The 13,333-nt window shown below is 63.3% G+C and carries 13 protein-coding genes; 3 read left to right on the forward strand and 10 right to left on the reverse strand.

All coding sequences use genetic code 11. The features are described 5' to 3' along the window. The first annotated feature begins 35 nt into the window (after nucleotides 1-35). Complete coding sequence (locus H6718_17595; GenBank protein ID MCB9587217.1) at nucleotides 36-1,634, forward strand: MFS transporter; 1,599 nt, start codon at nucleotides 36-38, stop codon at nucleotides 1,632-1,634. Nucleotides 1,635-1,875: 241 nt separating this feature from the next. Here H6718_17595 and H6718_17600 read toward each other — a convergent pair whose 3' ends face one another. From H6718_17600 to H6718_17615, 4 genes are all read right to left on the reverse strand, one after another. After that, a complete protein-coding gene (locus H6718_17600; protein MCB9587218.1) occupies nucleotides 1,876-2,565 on the reverse strand; it encodes a matrixin family metalloprotease in 690 nt (229 codons plus the stop codon). Next, nucleotides 2,562-3,560, reverse strand: a complete 999-nt coding sequence (gene gluQRS / locus H6718_17605; protein MCB9587219.1) for a tRNA glutamyl-Q(34) synthetase GluQRS — start codon at nucleotides 3,558-3,560, stop codon at nucleotides 2,562-2,564. The genes H6718_17600 and gluQRS overlap by 4 nt, the downstream gene beginning before the upstream one ends. A gap of 57 nt (nucleotides 3,561-3,617) precedes the next feature. After that, entirely contained in the window at nucleotides 3,618-3,890 is a 273-nt protein-coding gene (locus H6718_17610) for a hypothetical protein (protein MCB9587220.1), read from the reverse strand. Between the two features lie 166 nt (nucleotides 3,891-4,056). Then, nucleotides 4,057-4,689, reverse strand: coding sequence for a hypothetical protein (locus tag H6718_17615; protein MCB9587221.1), 633 nt, complete (start codon nucleotides 4,687-4,689; stop codon nucleotides 4,057-4,059). A gap of 209 nt (nucleotides 4,690-4,898) precedes the next feature. On the opposite strand from H6718_17615, the gene H6718_17620 reads away from it, so the two are divergent. Both H6718_17620 and H6718_17625 read left to right on the forward strand, forming a co-directional pair. Beyond that, on the forward strand, nucleotides 4,899-5,252 hold the full coding sequence (locus H6718_17620) for a hypothetical protein (GenBank protein MCB9587222.1): 354 nt from the start codon (nucleotides 4,899-4,901) through the stop codon (nucleotides 5,250-5,252). Then, entirely contained in the window at nucleotides 5,249-5,653 is a 405-nt protein-coding gene (locus H6718_17625; protein ID MCB9587223.1) for a hypothetical protein, read from the forward strand. Before H6718_17620 ends, H6718_17625 begins: the two co-directional genes overlap by 4 nt. A 78-nt stretch (nucleotides 5,654-5,731) precedes the next feature. Here the strand turns inward: H6718_17625 and H6718_17630 are convergent, their stop codons facing one another. From H6718_17630 to H6718_17655, 6 genes are all read right to left on the reverse strand, one after another. Beyond that, on the reverse strand, nucleotides 5,732-6,925 hold the full coding sequence (locus tag H6718_17630; GenBank protein ID MCB9587224.1) for a lipid-transfer protein: 1,194 nt from the start codon (nucleotides 6,923-6,925) through the stop codon (nucleotides 5,732-5,734). A 253-nt stretch (nucleotides 6,926-7,178) separates the two neighbouring features. Continuing rightward, nucleotides 7,179-8,801, reverse strand: a complete 1,623-nt coding sequence (locus tag H6718_17635; protein MCB9587225.1) for a serine/threonine protein kinase — start codon at nucleotides 8,799-8,801, stop codon at nucleotides 7,179-7,181. Between the two features lie 1,096 nt (nucleotides 8,802-9,897). Next, nucleotides 9,898-10,344, reverse strand: a complete 447-nt coding sequence (locus tag H6718_17640) for a glyoxalase (GenBank protein ID MCB9587226.1) — start codon at nucleotides 10,342-10,344, stop codon at nucleotides 9,898-9,900. A gap of 8 nt (nucleotides 10,345-10,352) precedes the next feature. Further along, on the reverse strand, nucleotides 10,353-11,264 hold the full coding sequence (locus tag H6718_17645) for a class I SAM-dependent methyltransferase (GenBank protein ID MCB9587227.1): 912 nt from the start codon (nucleotides 11,262-11,264) through the stop codon (nucleotides 10,353-10,355). 95 nt (nucleotides 11,265-11,359) lie between these two features. After that, entirely contained in the window at nucleotides 11,360-11,965 is a 606-nt protein-coding gene (locus tag H6718_17650; GenBank protein MCB9587228.1) for a hypothetical protein, read from the reverse strand. A gap of 69 nt (nucleotides 11,966-12,034) precedes the next feature. Beyond that, on the reverse strand, nucleotides 12,035-13,327 hold the full coding sequence (locus H6718_17655) for a hypothetical protein (protein ID MCB9587229.1): 1,293 nt from the start codon (nucleotides 13,325-13,327) through the stop codon (nucleotides 12,035-12,037). Nucleotides 13,328-13,333 lie beyond the last annotated feature (6 nt).

Raw genomic sequence — 13,333 nt, forward strand, 5'->3', positions numbered from 1 at the left:
TGAATACTGTGCGCGCCTCTCGAGGAACCCCACGCATGAGCACCAACGAAAACGAAGCAGTCGACGAGGTATACAAGGCGCCGACCGTTGATCCCACCAACGAAGTCGCCGTGGTGGAACAGGACAGCAGCGGCGCCGCGGACGACATCAAGCAGCTGGGATTTGGCGCGGCAATCGCCAGCCTTGGCTACGTGTTCTGGGTCGTTGGCGGCATGGAGATGGTCGAGCGCCTGGCCTACTACGGCGTGAAAGCGGTCGCGTCGATCTACGCTACCGACCCCGCGAGCAAAGGTGGCCTCGGCCTCACGCCGTCACAGTACGGCGACATCACCTTCGTCTGGGCCCTCGTTCAGTCTTTCGTTCCGGTGTTCACCGGTGGCTTGTCGGATCGCTTCGGCTACAAGGAGACGATCGCCGTCAGCACCGTGGTGAAGATCATGGGCTATGCGGTCATGGCGATGTTCGCCAGCTACTGGGGCTTCATGGGCGGCGCGATCGTCCTGGCCCTCGGAACGGCGATCTTCAAGCCGGGCATTCAGGGCACGCTGGTGAACTCCACGAAGCCAGAGAACAGCTCGATGGCGTGGGGTATCTTTTACCAGACGGTAAATATCGGCGGCTTCCTCGGACCGCTGGTCGCAGCCTACATGCGTGGGCACTTCGGCTGGCGCCAAGTGTTCTTCGCGTGCGTGGCAATCATCTGCTGCAACTTCCTGCTGCTGCTCACCTACAAGGAGCCCCACAAGGAAGAGCGCCTCGCCCGGGCGAAGCTGGTCAAGGAAGGCAAGGCGACTCAGGACAACCTCTTCCTCGACTCCATCAAGGAGCTCAAGAAGACCCATGTCTGGCTCTATCTGCTGATCTTCAGCGGCTTCTGGTTCATGTTCAACTCGCTGTTCGACGTCTTGCCCCTGCACATCAAGGAGTGGGTCAACACCGAGAACATCGTGACGGATCTGTTCGGCCCCGGCGGCACGCGCAACCCGGTGTTCCAGTTCTTGCTCGGCATGAACCCAGAGGGCACCTCGGTGAACCCTGAAGGCATGCTCAACCTCAACGCGGGGTTGATCATGGTCACCTGCTTCTTCTTTGCGTGGCTAAGCGGCAAGATGCGCGCAACGACCAGCATGGTCGTCGGCACGCTGCTCTCGACCGTCGCGATGTTCATGAGCGGTTACTCGGTGCTGGGCTGGCTTTCGGTCGGGGCGATCCTCACCTTCAGCGTGGGTGAGATGCTCTCGAGCCCCAAGTTCAGCGAGTTCATCGGGAACTTCGCGCCCGCTGGGAAGAAGGGCATGTACCTCGGCTTCTCGCAAATTCCGCTGGGAATTGGTTGGTCACTTGAGGGCCTACTGGCTCCTCGGCTCTACGACCACTACGCCTCCAAGGAGCGGTTCGCTCGGGAGATGCTGCTCGAGAAGGGAATGAGCCAGACCGACGTTGACGCCATCAAGGGCGGCGCCGCCTTCGACAAGCTGGTGGAGTTCACCGGGCAAAACGCCCACGACCTGACGACCCAGCTGCACGATGCACACAACGTCGGGATGGTGTGGACGATCATGGGTGCTGTCGGCATCCTCTCGGCGATCTTCATCTACATGTATGGCCGCTGGTTCCGGACGCTGAAGAAGTAGAGCTGTGCCGTCGAGGCACACTCGAGTGAGACAAGGCGGCGAGGGAAAGACCCTCGCCGCTTTTTTAGTTCCCCGAGGAACTCGCGGACGAGGCGCTTGAAGCGCCTGGGAACACGCGGCGCCTGAGCAGCCACGGCGGATCCGCTTCATGCATCTCCGAGCTCGCCCTCCTGAAATGGGTCCTCGCAGGTGCCAGCCGGGTCTCTGCAAGCGCAGCAGAACGTGGCGGCCAAGAGCACCGTCAGGAGCTTGGCTTGGGCCACGGTGGGGTTCCTCCGCTGAGTTCGTAGCCGCTCCGCACCAGTTGCTTGCGGCAAATCTCGGAACACAAGTCGTACTCGTGGTCACTGCTCAGCACCGAGCCCTGCGCGTCTCGCATCAGGCAACCCTTGGTCGGGCAGTGGTTCAGGCCCAGGGTGTGACCGATCTCGTGAACCGCGACCTTGCCGAAGCGATCCAGCGCGTGCTGGTGATTCTTCGTCTTGCGCTTGGTGCGAAAACTCGAAATCACGCAGGCCACACCGTCGATGGTCGCCAGCCCGAGGATCCCCCAGTCCTTGATCTTGCCCTTGGTGGTCGAGATGTCCTTGGTGGTGATGCCCAGGATGCGAAAGCCATCGTCGGGGAGCCTTGACTTCAGGAACTTTAGAAGCTTTTCCGCGCGGTACCTGTTGCGGGGGGCATAGTAGGCGGACTTCGGTAGAGGCACTTCCGGCAGCAACTCCAGGTCGAAGTCGTAGAAGGCGAGCAGAGACTTTTTGACGAACTCCACGTCTGATTGCTTGAGTCCGCTCCCGAGGGGCTGCAGGTAGAACTTACGTTTGCTCGCGGCGAGCAGCGGGGCGCCGTGGAGTGCGACCCCCAACGCCAACAGGCTGGCCAGGGCGCGACGACGCGAGAGCAGGCTAGTTTCCTTGGGGGTTCGGCTCATGCGGGTTCTCCTTTCAGGCTGAACAGCCCGGGAGCGACAACCGGCGCCCTTGAGAGGTTCCCAAGGTCGAAGCCTTGCAGGTAGTCGATGGCGTTTCCGTGGGAAAAATCCGCGACTGCTGGAGTGCCTGCCGCCTGGCGAACGTTTTTCCTCTCCCCCATTCCCGCGTTCATGCCGCTCGTCTCCGCGATCCAAGCTATCACGCGATGGGGCTCCACGCCGGCCCGCCTCAACGTCTCAAGGCTCAGGCTGTCGGCGCGCTTGGCCAGGCGCTGTCCACTCTCGTCGACGACCAGCGGTACGTGCGCGTAGTTCGGCGCCGTGAAACCCAAGGCTCGATGCAAGAGCAGCTGGCGCGGCGTGCTTTCGAGCAGGTCGTCGCCGCGCACGATCTGAGTCACGCCTTGAGCGTGATCATCGACGACCACGGCGAGTTGGTAAGAGGGTGCACCGTCTCGCTTTGCGATCAGGAAGTCGCCGACGTCGCGCTCCACATCCTGTTCGAAGGTGCCTGCTACGCCATCGATGAAGCCGACTGTGCCCGGAGCGACCCGAAAACGAACACCGGCAGGTTTCCCGCTCTCACGCTCCGCTCGCTCGACGTTCGCGTAGCGGCCGCGGCACGTCCCCGGGTAGACCTCGCGGAAGTCATCGCTGTGGGGCGCGGACTGAGCGCGCTTGATATCCCCGCGGGAACACACACAGGGATAAGCCAAGCCGGCGTCGACCAGCTGGGACACCGCTTGGTTCAGCCGCCCGAGGGTGTGCGTCTGCAGGTGCTCCTCGTCCCAGTCGAGCCCCAGCCACTCGAGGTCACGCCGCGCAAGATCCACGTAGCGCGTATCCGCGCGAGCGGTGTCGAGGTCTTCGATGCGCAGAACGACGCGCCCTTTGGCCGCGCGCGCCGCCCACCACGCGAGCACGAAGGAGCGTGCGTGGCCGAGATGCAGCGCCCCGGTAGGCGACGGAGCTAGGCGGCCGACGATTGAACTCACGCCTCGCAGCGTACACGTCGCCGCCCCGACGGACGAGGCGGCGAGGGCGACGAGAGCTCAGAGATTCTCTGCGGACTTCAGGAGCTCGGTGATGAACTGAACGCGGGGGCGAATCAGTAGGCTCTTGGCTGCCTGCGGTCGCAGCTTGATGATGGTGGTGTTCGGACCTCCGATGTCCGAGTTCAATAGGTCGTCCTTGAAGGTGTAGGCGACGTCTTTCTCGTCCGTTTGGATGGTCTTGACCTCAGCCGAGGCAGACAGAGAGAAACCAGCGACGACGAACAGGGTAGCGGCGGCGACGAGGCCTTTCCGCGCGCGATGAGACTTCACAAGAGACTCCTTGGTTGCAAGGTCGTGCGAGCACGAACGAAGCAAGAACTCCCCGACACGGGCGAGGTTGCTCCAGAGGTTTTCGGGCGTTGACGACTGCGGTGCGCACGCGCGTCAGTGAGTCTGACGCTGGGCGAGTGAGGATCTTGGGTCGGATTTCAAGCCGCTAGTGCGCGGAGTCTTCGTCGGGGGCGGGGCAGGAGCACACCTTCGCGCGCTCGCGGTTCTTTTCCACGCTGGAGGTCGCCTTGGTGCAGCGCTCGTCTTCGTCGGACGTGATACGGCAGATCGCGTCGCGGGCCCGCTCAAGTGAGGCCAGGGCCAGGCACACGCGCTCACAGCGCGAGTCGTTCTTGCTCAGCTCGGCCGCGCCAGCCTTGGCCGGTGGCGGAGTCGGTGCAGGCTTGGTGGGCTTCTCATCCTCGCCCGTGCCTTCAAGAGCGAGCTGCTCGCCAGCGCCGCCAAGCAGCGTGTCGAGATCTCGTTGCGCTTTGGCGTAGGCCGACTCCGCTTGGTCCAGCGTAGCGAGCGGAGCGCGGTCCGCATCGCCGCTCGTACTGGTGCTCGAGACGCGCGGTTGCTGCGGAATGGGAGACTCGTCTTGGGCGGAGGTCACGGCGCCCCCTGAAGTCGCCCGACCAGAAGCCGGTGCGCTCGCGTCGGACTTGTTGGCGGCGCATCCGCTGAGCGCGAGGAGCAAACAGGAACTAGCCAACCAGGAGAAGCGAAGAGGGATGCGGAACATGTGGAGACCAAACAGGATACCGGGCGGGAGGCGCTTGCTTAGCGTGAGACGCACCGCAGCGGGAGATGTTCTCGCTAACTGCGCTGCTCACGAAAGATCCGGGTGGGCGAGGGCAGCGGACCCGCATTACATCGCAGAAAGTCGCGGATCTTTAGCGCTCTGGTAGCGGTGAGCCCGAGGTTTGCCCGCGCCCAACCGCCTGCATTTCTCCGAGCTCCGGCAACGTCGCTCCAAGGTGGGCGCTTTTTGAGCTAAAGCAGGCCATGCCGTGGATCGCCTTGGAAGCCAACCGCCCGCTTCTCCCTGGCCAGAGTGAAGACGACCTGCTTGCGCAGATGACCGAGCGGGTGGCTCAGGCGCTTGGAAAGCCAGAGCCCATCGTCATGGCGCGGTGTTCCCTCGCAGCGTCGATGCGCTTTCGCTCGACCGGTGAAGCTTGCGCGTTCTTCGATGTACGAGGCATTGGGGAGCCGACGAGTGATCAGCTCGCGGCTCTGTGCACCAGCCTATGTGAGCTGGCGTCCACGCATTTTGGTGTTCAAGGGGAGCGCTGTTTCGTCGTTTACACCGAGGTGCCCCGGAAGCTCTGGGGACTTGATAGCAAGATGTTGGGTTGAGCGACGTGCTGCATTCTTCGGACTACTTTCGTATCCGCGTGGCAAATCAGGTCGTGGAGTATGTGCGCAGCGCACTCGCCTTCGAGTCACTCGGTGAAATCGAAGAAGAGATGAGGCGGGTGCACCTAGCGATGGCGAACTTGCATCGCGCAAAAATGGGCCTGCTGTGCGACTTGAGGCAGGTTGTTGGGCGGAATGACCCCGAGTTCGAGGTGGTGTTCAAGAAGCACCGCCAGGCGCTGCAGAAGGGCTTCTTTCGTGTGGCCGTCCTGGTCAACAGCGTAACCGGCATGCTGCACATTCAGCGTCTTGCGAATGAAGACGGCGACCGCCACTTGCGGGCCTTCACTGACTCCGAGAAGGCGATGGCTTGGCTGCAGACGTCGCTCCAGTCGGTCTGAAGCCCCATAAATTCAGCGAGCGAAACAGAAAAGGCCCCGGTACTACCGAGGCCTTTCGGGACGTCCGAGCCGACTCGTTCAGAACGTAGCGCGACGGTACATCGTGACCACCGCAGCGCCACCCAGCCCGAGGTTGTGCTGCAACGCGACCTTGGCCCCGTCGACCTGCCGCTTCTCTGATTCCCCACGGAGCTGCCAGTTGAGCTCTGCGCACTGCGCGAGACCGGTGGCGCCGAGGGGGTGACCCTTCGAGATCAATCCGCCAGAAGGGTTCACCACGGTCTTGCCACCGTAGGTGAACGCGCCGTCGTCGGTGAACTTGCCGCCTTGACCCTCTGGGCACAGGCCGAGGGCCTCGTAGGTGATCATCTCATTGCAGGAGAAGCAGTCGTGGAGCTCGACGACATTGACGTTCTCCGGTCCGAGGCCTGACTGCTCGTAGACTTTCTGAGCCGCCGTCTTGCTCATGTCGTAGCCGACCAACTTCATCAGGCTGTTGTCGCCGAACGTAGACTTGAGGTCCGTGGCCATCGCCATGCCCAGGATTTCCACGGCTTTATTCTGCAGGTTGTGCGCCTTGACGAAGTCTTCACTCGCCAAGATCGCGCAGCCCGCGCCGTCGGAAGTGGGGCAGCACTGCAGCTTGGTCAGCGGGTCGTAGACCATCTTCGACGCGAGAATGTCCTCGAGCGAGTACTCGTCGCGGAACTGCGAATACGGATTGTTTACGGAGTGCTTGTGGTTCTTCCAGCCGATCTTGGCGAACTGCTCGGGCGTCGTCCCATAGCGCTCCATGTGTTCGCGCCCGGCGTTACCAAACATCTGAGGAGCGGGAGGAGCAGGCGCGAACTCCTTGAGCTCCATCATCTTCATCATGTGCTTGTCCATCGGGTTGACCCGATCTTGGTACTTCGCACCGAGGGAGCCTTTCTCCATCTTCTCGAAGCCCGCGGCTAGCACACACTCCGCGATGCCTCCTTCGACCAGCTGCTTGGCGAGGAACAGTGCGGTGGACCCCGTGGAGCAGTTGTTGTTCACGTTGTAGATCGGGATCCCCGTGAGCCCGAGGGTGTACAGCGCACGCTCGCCGCTGGTCGACTCGCCGTAGCAATAGCCGATCGCCGCTTGCTCGATGAGATCGTAGGCAATGCCTGCGTCTTCGAGCGCCTTCGTGCCTGCCTCCTTGACCATGTCTGGGTAGTCCCAGTCACGAGAGCCCGGCTTCTCGAACTTGGTCATGCCTACGCCGACGACGAAAACCTTCCTGCCCATCCTCGTCTCTCCTTGCTCGGGTTGGTGGCACCCATCGGGTGTGCCCCTCGGCCACTCGAGTGACTCACTCGAGCTGTTGTCCTCCGCGCTGCGCGAGCGCGAAAACTGGCCCAACGGTCAAGTACGCCATCGGCCAAACGCGCGCAAGCGTCCGGGCCGCATACCGAGCGCATCACAAACCCGGTGTCTCGAGTGGCCGTACAGAAACACCTGCTCGCAGGCGCTGGCGCGCGGAATCGGGTTCCAGTGATGTTCAGCGGTACGGGTTGTCGACGTCCACGCCGCCGCCCGTCTTGGCCGCGGGCGGCGAGGCCTTCGAGCTGCCGCTCTTCGGCGCCGCCTTGGCTTGCTGTGCCTTCTTCCAAGCCTGCTGCATCTTCCAGCGCTTCCACTGCGCCAGGCTCCAGCCTTGAGACTTGGCTGGCGCCTCCTCTTCGCCGTCTGCAGCCGCGGCTTCAGTGTCGCCGTTGTCCTCTTCCTTGCTCGGCGTGGCCTTCGCCGCTTCCACTTCCGTGGGGATCTTTTCTGCCGCTGGCGCCGGGGTCGACTCCGCGAACTTCACGCCGCTCGGCTGAGCGGGTTGCTCCAGAGTCGTTGCGGCCGCGGGGGTTGCGGGCTTTTCGTCGCCGCCCCGTGCGAGGAGCACGGTGACGCTCGCGCCAACCAGCAGCGCCGCAGCCCCTGCCAAGAGCAACCACGCCTTCTTGGGCTGACGTTGCTCAGGGGCTGAGAGATCAGTATTCGTCAGCTCCAGCAGCGAGTGCGCTACGGGCCTGGCCGCTGGCGCTTCGGGTACCGTGGGCGTCTCCGGACGGCCGGATGCGGGATGGGTGAGCGTTGGCAGAGAGATGTCAGGGATGAAGGGCTTGAGATTGATGCCCGACGAGTTCGCGTCTCTCGCGCGCATCCGCCTTTCCTCGAGGATATCGCCGGCGGCTTCCTCGACGGCCTCTGACACTTCTTCGAATGTGCCAATGAGGTCGTATTCCTCGGCGACACGCTCCAGCTCTGCCGCGAAGTCCGCGGCGCTGGAAAAGCGCTCATCAGGATCGCGCGCGAGCGCCTTGCCCACCACGGCGTCCAACGCGCTCGGGGTGTTCTGGGAGAACTCAGAGAGCGGCGGGATGTTTTGCGTCATCAGGCGAGACAGGGTGTCCGCCTCGTTGGCGCCATAGAAGAGGCGCGCGCCTGCAAGGCACTCCCAAAGCACGATGCCCGCCGCGAAGACGTCCGTGCGTCGATCGATCGCGCGCCCGCTGGCTTGCTCGGGAGCCATGTAGGCGAGCTTGCCCTTCATCTCACCGACCCGAGTCTGCGTCAGACGCTGGCGGGCGCGCGCCACACCAAAGTCGAGGAGACGCGTGTGTCCGTCGGAACCGACCAGGAGGTTGTGCGGGCTGACATCGCGGTGCACCAGGTTTAACGGGAGGCCTTCGTGATCTCGCAGCTCGTGGGCTGCGTGCAGGCCCGCCAGCGAGTCGAGCATCACACGAATCGCCACCCGCGGGTTCACGCCCCGCTTCTGCTTGGCTGCTTGCTTCAGCAGCTTCGTTAGCGGCGCGCCGTCGATGTACTCCATCACCAAGCACAAGCCCTGCATGGTGTCGCTGATGTCCAGCGTGGGCACGACGTTGGGGTGCCGGATCTCCGCGACGAGCCGCGCCTCATCCAAGAACATCGACACGAACTGCGGCTCGGAGGCGAGGTGCGGGTGGAGGCGCTTGATCGCGACCAAGCGACGGAAGCCTCCCAAGCCACCGAGGTGGGCGAGATAGACCGTTGCCATGCCGCCCCTCGCGATCTCGGAGATCACCTCGTAGCGGCCAATGCGCTCGGCGGAGTCGGTGGCAGGGGGGGTGACCTCAGCGGCTGTCAATTCAAATTCCGTGTGGATATAAAGGGGAGGTGGCTATCCGTAGAGGCGATTGCCTCAGCAGGTGACGCGCAGCTCAAGGGCTGGTGGGCGAGTGCGCCGGAGTGGACTCACTGAGTACAGCACACTTGCTGGCGCTCGGTGAGCGATCGTGAGTCACGGTAGAAGAGAAGCAGTGCCGCACCTTGTCCATGGATGACAGTTACCGTGCAGGAAAACTAGGACAATTTGCATCCAGCCTCGGGTTTGTTCCCGGCGCTGATCGCTCCGGGAGACGTTGTAGGTGAACCGACTGTGACATCGTCTTGAGCGATCTCGGTAGTACCGCGCGGGTCGCTGGTGCTCGCCAAGCAGTGTCCGAACGGCGGGCCAGATCGAGCGCTCTTACCTATCGAAACGGATTCTTTGGATGGAGGTGCGAGGATGCGGCGATATTGGCTGCGATTGCTCGCTTTGGTTGCGCGTTTCGTGCGCTGAACCCTGACGCGTCCGTCGCTGCAAGGCTGAAGCACCTCGCGGAACCAAACGACAGTTGGGTTTAGACTTCGACGTCGCCTCGCGGCATTCCTCAGTGTTGCCTTGTCGGGCCTTGCGTTCGCTGCAACTTGGACCGCCTTGTGGCTTGTTGCAGGGCGGCTGACGAGCCGAACCTGAGCGCCCATGAGCACCGTCATCCGACCGCTCGGAACTCGTGGCTGCGAGCCGCACCTTTTGAGTGTGGCGGGGAGCATTTCCACCCGGGTTTGTGGCGTGACTCGCTTCGTGGTTGCGCCATCGTGGCAGGGCGTGCTGCGTACCTTGGCGGCGCGTGTACGCGGCGGTGCGTTTCGGCGGCAGCTGGCCGGCTCGAGGGCGCACTTACGCCTGCTCGCGCCTACATCGCTAGCGAAGCTGTTAGGTCTGCCTGGGCGCGAAGTTGACGTCGGAGTCAATTTTGTGCGCGCGCCAAAACGCTTCGGGGCAGGCGTTCGGGGACGCCCCCTGAGGCTGTAGGCGCACGAGTCTTGCGCCTTCGCGCTACTTCCGAGACGAGGAAACGCTGTGTTGCTTTGTTTAGCGATTCACAGCGTTCGGAGAAGACAGCAGCGCGGGAAGCGCGCTACGCCGGCTTCGTCGCGAATACGTCGGAGTCGTCAGCGAAGGCCTTGAACTCAAGTGCGTTTCCGCTGGGATCCACGACGAAGAACGTCGACTGTTCCCCGGGCTCCCCAGCGAAGCGCGTCTTGGGCGCGATCAAGAACTCCTGGCCGAGGCTCTGGAGACGCGTCGCAAGATTGCGCCATGCTGGTGGATCGAGGATCACCCCGAAGTGTCGACAGGGCACCTGGTCTCCATCGACTGGATTGCTGCCGCTGGCCGCAGCCCAGTCGTCCACCAAATGAGCACTGAGCTGGTGACCAAAGAAGTCAAAGTCTATCCAGCGTGGCACACTCGCTCGATCGACGCGCCCGACCCGAGCTCCCAGGCGCTCCACATAGAAGGCGCGCGTGGCTTCCACGTTTCGGACGGGGAACGCCAGGTGGAAGCGCGGTCGAGGCTGAGTCATCGCGGGTCCTACTTGCGAGCGATCAGGTAGCAGACCCAACTAGGTTGGTTCTCCACCACTTTGCGCGGGCGGTAGTCGGAGTCTTCGTCATCGTCCGCGATGTCCCACAGGACGCTCACGTCCTTGAAGCCTGCCTCGAGCAGCAGTTCATGGATTTCCGGTAGCGACCAGAAGCGCCAGGCGTAGCTGAAAGCCTTGTTGAGCTTCGTGCCATCCTTGAAGTGGAAGTGAATGTAGTTCTGCGCGTAGTGGTCGATTGGGTTGAACGTCGCCTGATCCCAAACGTAGGTGAAACCACCTTGGACCTTGCGGTGCTCCTCTCGAGCCTCCATCGCTTCTGTGCCGCCGTACGCGTCGAGTGCGAAGAAGCCGTCCTCCTTGACGGCTTCGCATGCCGCTTGGAAGTACTTCACCATCTCTGTGCGGGTGGTGAAGATCCAGTAGCTGAAGTTGTACGCACAAACGATGTCGAAGCGCTCGGGACGACGGGCGCGCACATCCTCCTGCAAGAGGGTTACGCGGGAAGCGTCGTCTCCTAGCGGAGCGATATGGCGCGTGCGCCCACTCTCGAGCACGTCGGTGTCCAGGTCCACACCCGTTGCCGTGCGGTCTGCGTGGGACTTGACCCAGGTCGCGCAAAGCAGGCCCGTGCCACAGAAGTCTTCGCGGAGGCTCAGAGGGCGGCGACCCACGAGCTTCTTGAACGTGCGGTCGAGGAGCTTCACCTCGCTCTCCGGATCCTGGACGGAGCGCTCGTACAGGTCGTACAAGTCCGCGGTCTTCGCCGTGAGCTTCGCCTTGCCGGACTTCTTCTTGGACTTGGCGTTCGCCTTGGCGTGGCCGTTCAGCTGCTCCTGCTTACGCTTCTTGTCTTTGGACTTGGCTTGGTTCCGGCGGGTCGATTCGTTGGCTGTGCTCATCGTCTAGTTTCTACCTACTTCACGGATCGGTGCAGCGAGCGCTGCTAGTCGTCGCGCCCTATAGATCAGAACGCCGCTGTGCAACAGCACGACGCTCAGCGAGTGATCGTCACGCCCTTCGTCTTGAGGGCGTCGAGCGCGGACTCGTCGTCGAGCTGCGCGCCGAGGAGCTTCAGCTCTTTCAGGGATTCCAGCTGATCCAAGCTAGCGACGGACTTGCATCGGCCGGTGAGCAGCAGGGACTCGAGTGCGGGGTGAGCCTCCAGCACCGCGAGGTCCAGCCACTCGTAATCACGATAGCCATGACCATCTAGGTTCAAGCGCTTGAGGTTCGACAGACGTTGTACGCCATCGAGCGACATCACCTGATACCAGTCTTCTTCGCCGCCGGTGTCGATGTCGATCCCGCCCTCGAGGCTCATGTACACCGGGTTGCCGCCGTCAAAGTCCAGCGCCTCGATGCGCCGGAGGTCTGCCTCCGCGACCTGCCACTCGCTGAGACGCGCGATGGCGTCACGTGCCTTCAGGAACTCCTCGTCATCCTCGTCCTCCTCGAGCTCCTCGGCGTCGTAGGTCTTGTCCACCAGATCGCTCAGCGCTGTCTCGACCGCCTCTCCTGAGTACACACCAAGCTCGATGAGCTGATTCAGAACACCGAGTAACAGGCCTGTGTCAGGGAACAGTTCGCGGAGAGTCGCCATTCGCGTGCGCTAACTCCGCCCCACTCGGTCGTCAATCGCGCCGAGTCTTGCTTCGCGCGGAGCGCGCGCTCACTTGCAGCGCAACGCCCGCGCCCAAGTCCTGCGGTCAGCGGTGTACGCGACGAGGGCGCCGTGGGCGCCCCCAGCGATGGACACGTTCGCGAAACCTCGGGACCGCGCGAGGATGAAGGAGTCGCCGACACCGTCCGCCGTGATGAATCCGAGTCTCAGTTCTTGCAGCGCGTGCACGGCGGCGGTGGTGGGCCGAACGAAGATCACGATGGGGCGCCCACAGGCCTGAGCCGTTGCGACTGGCGCGGGGTCGAGTCCATTGGGGTAGTCGACCCAGCGCACTTGGGCGCCCATGCGTGGCTTGTCCCCGACGTTCAGCGTAGCCAGGCCGAACTCCGTTGCCGTGCGGTTCGTTGCAACGAAGCCGAGGCGAAGGTGCGCTCCACTTGCGCCGACGATTTCGGTCAACGGGTCCACCGGACCACCAACCCAGACCACCAAGTCTTCCCCCAGCTTGGGTCGCTTCTCTTCGAAGCTCACGCCGCGCGCGTGAATGGGGGTCATCCCCGTGCGTGCTTCGAGGGAGAGCACGACGAGGCCGGTGCTCGCTCGAGTGATCGCGACGCTATTCGCACTTGCGGCTTCATCACTCACATCGAGGGTTCCGCTACCTTCGACCCATAGGTGAGCCTTGAGCTCGCTGTCGATCTTCGAGCCGCCGGAGACGTAGGCGACCAGCGCCGGCTCTCCAGGCTTCAACTCTGGCGGCGCTGCTACCCGGGTGCTGTGGCGTGCGTCCTCCGCCAGGGTCTCGAGTTCTCCGGCCTTGGCGTAGAGGCGTCGCAGGAGGCGCTTGCCGTCGATCCAGTAGGCGTAGCTACCAAGCAACGCCGGGCCGCGCCGCAGTGAGACGAGCTGCTCCGCGGCGAGCGGGAGCGCAGCGACCCGGCTCTCTCCTGCGGGGGCGGTGGTCGCGTGCGGCTGGTAGGTCGCGAAGTGGACGGCGTTGTCTCGAGTCACCATCACGACACCGCGCATCGTCGCCGTCGCCGGGCCAGCGGGTGCGACGTCGGCAAGCTCATCGAGCACCCAGCCAGACGGCAACACCACTTCTTCGGGCGGGTTGATTGGCTCGCTCGCCTCGCTGGCGGTCGGGCGCGGCGTGGGCGCCCCTGACGAGGCAGCGGTGGGCTTCGGAGCGAGCTTTGGCTGGCTGACGTGGCTCGCTGCTGGCACGACGCTGTGCGACTCGGTGTCCCCTTTGCCCGCGCGCTCTTTGCACGCAGGAACGCCGCTCAGTACCAGGCAATAGGCCAAGGCGGCGCGGCGACTCCAAGCATCCCAACCCATGCTTCC

The organism is Polyangiaceae bacterium, from assembly GCA_020633205.1.
GTDB lineage: Bacteria > Myxococcota_A > Polyangia > Polyangiales > Polyangiaceae > JAHBVY01.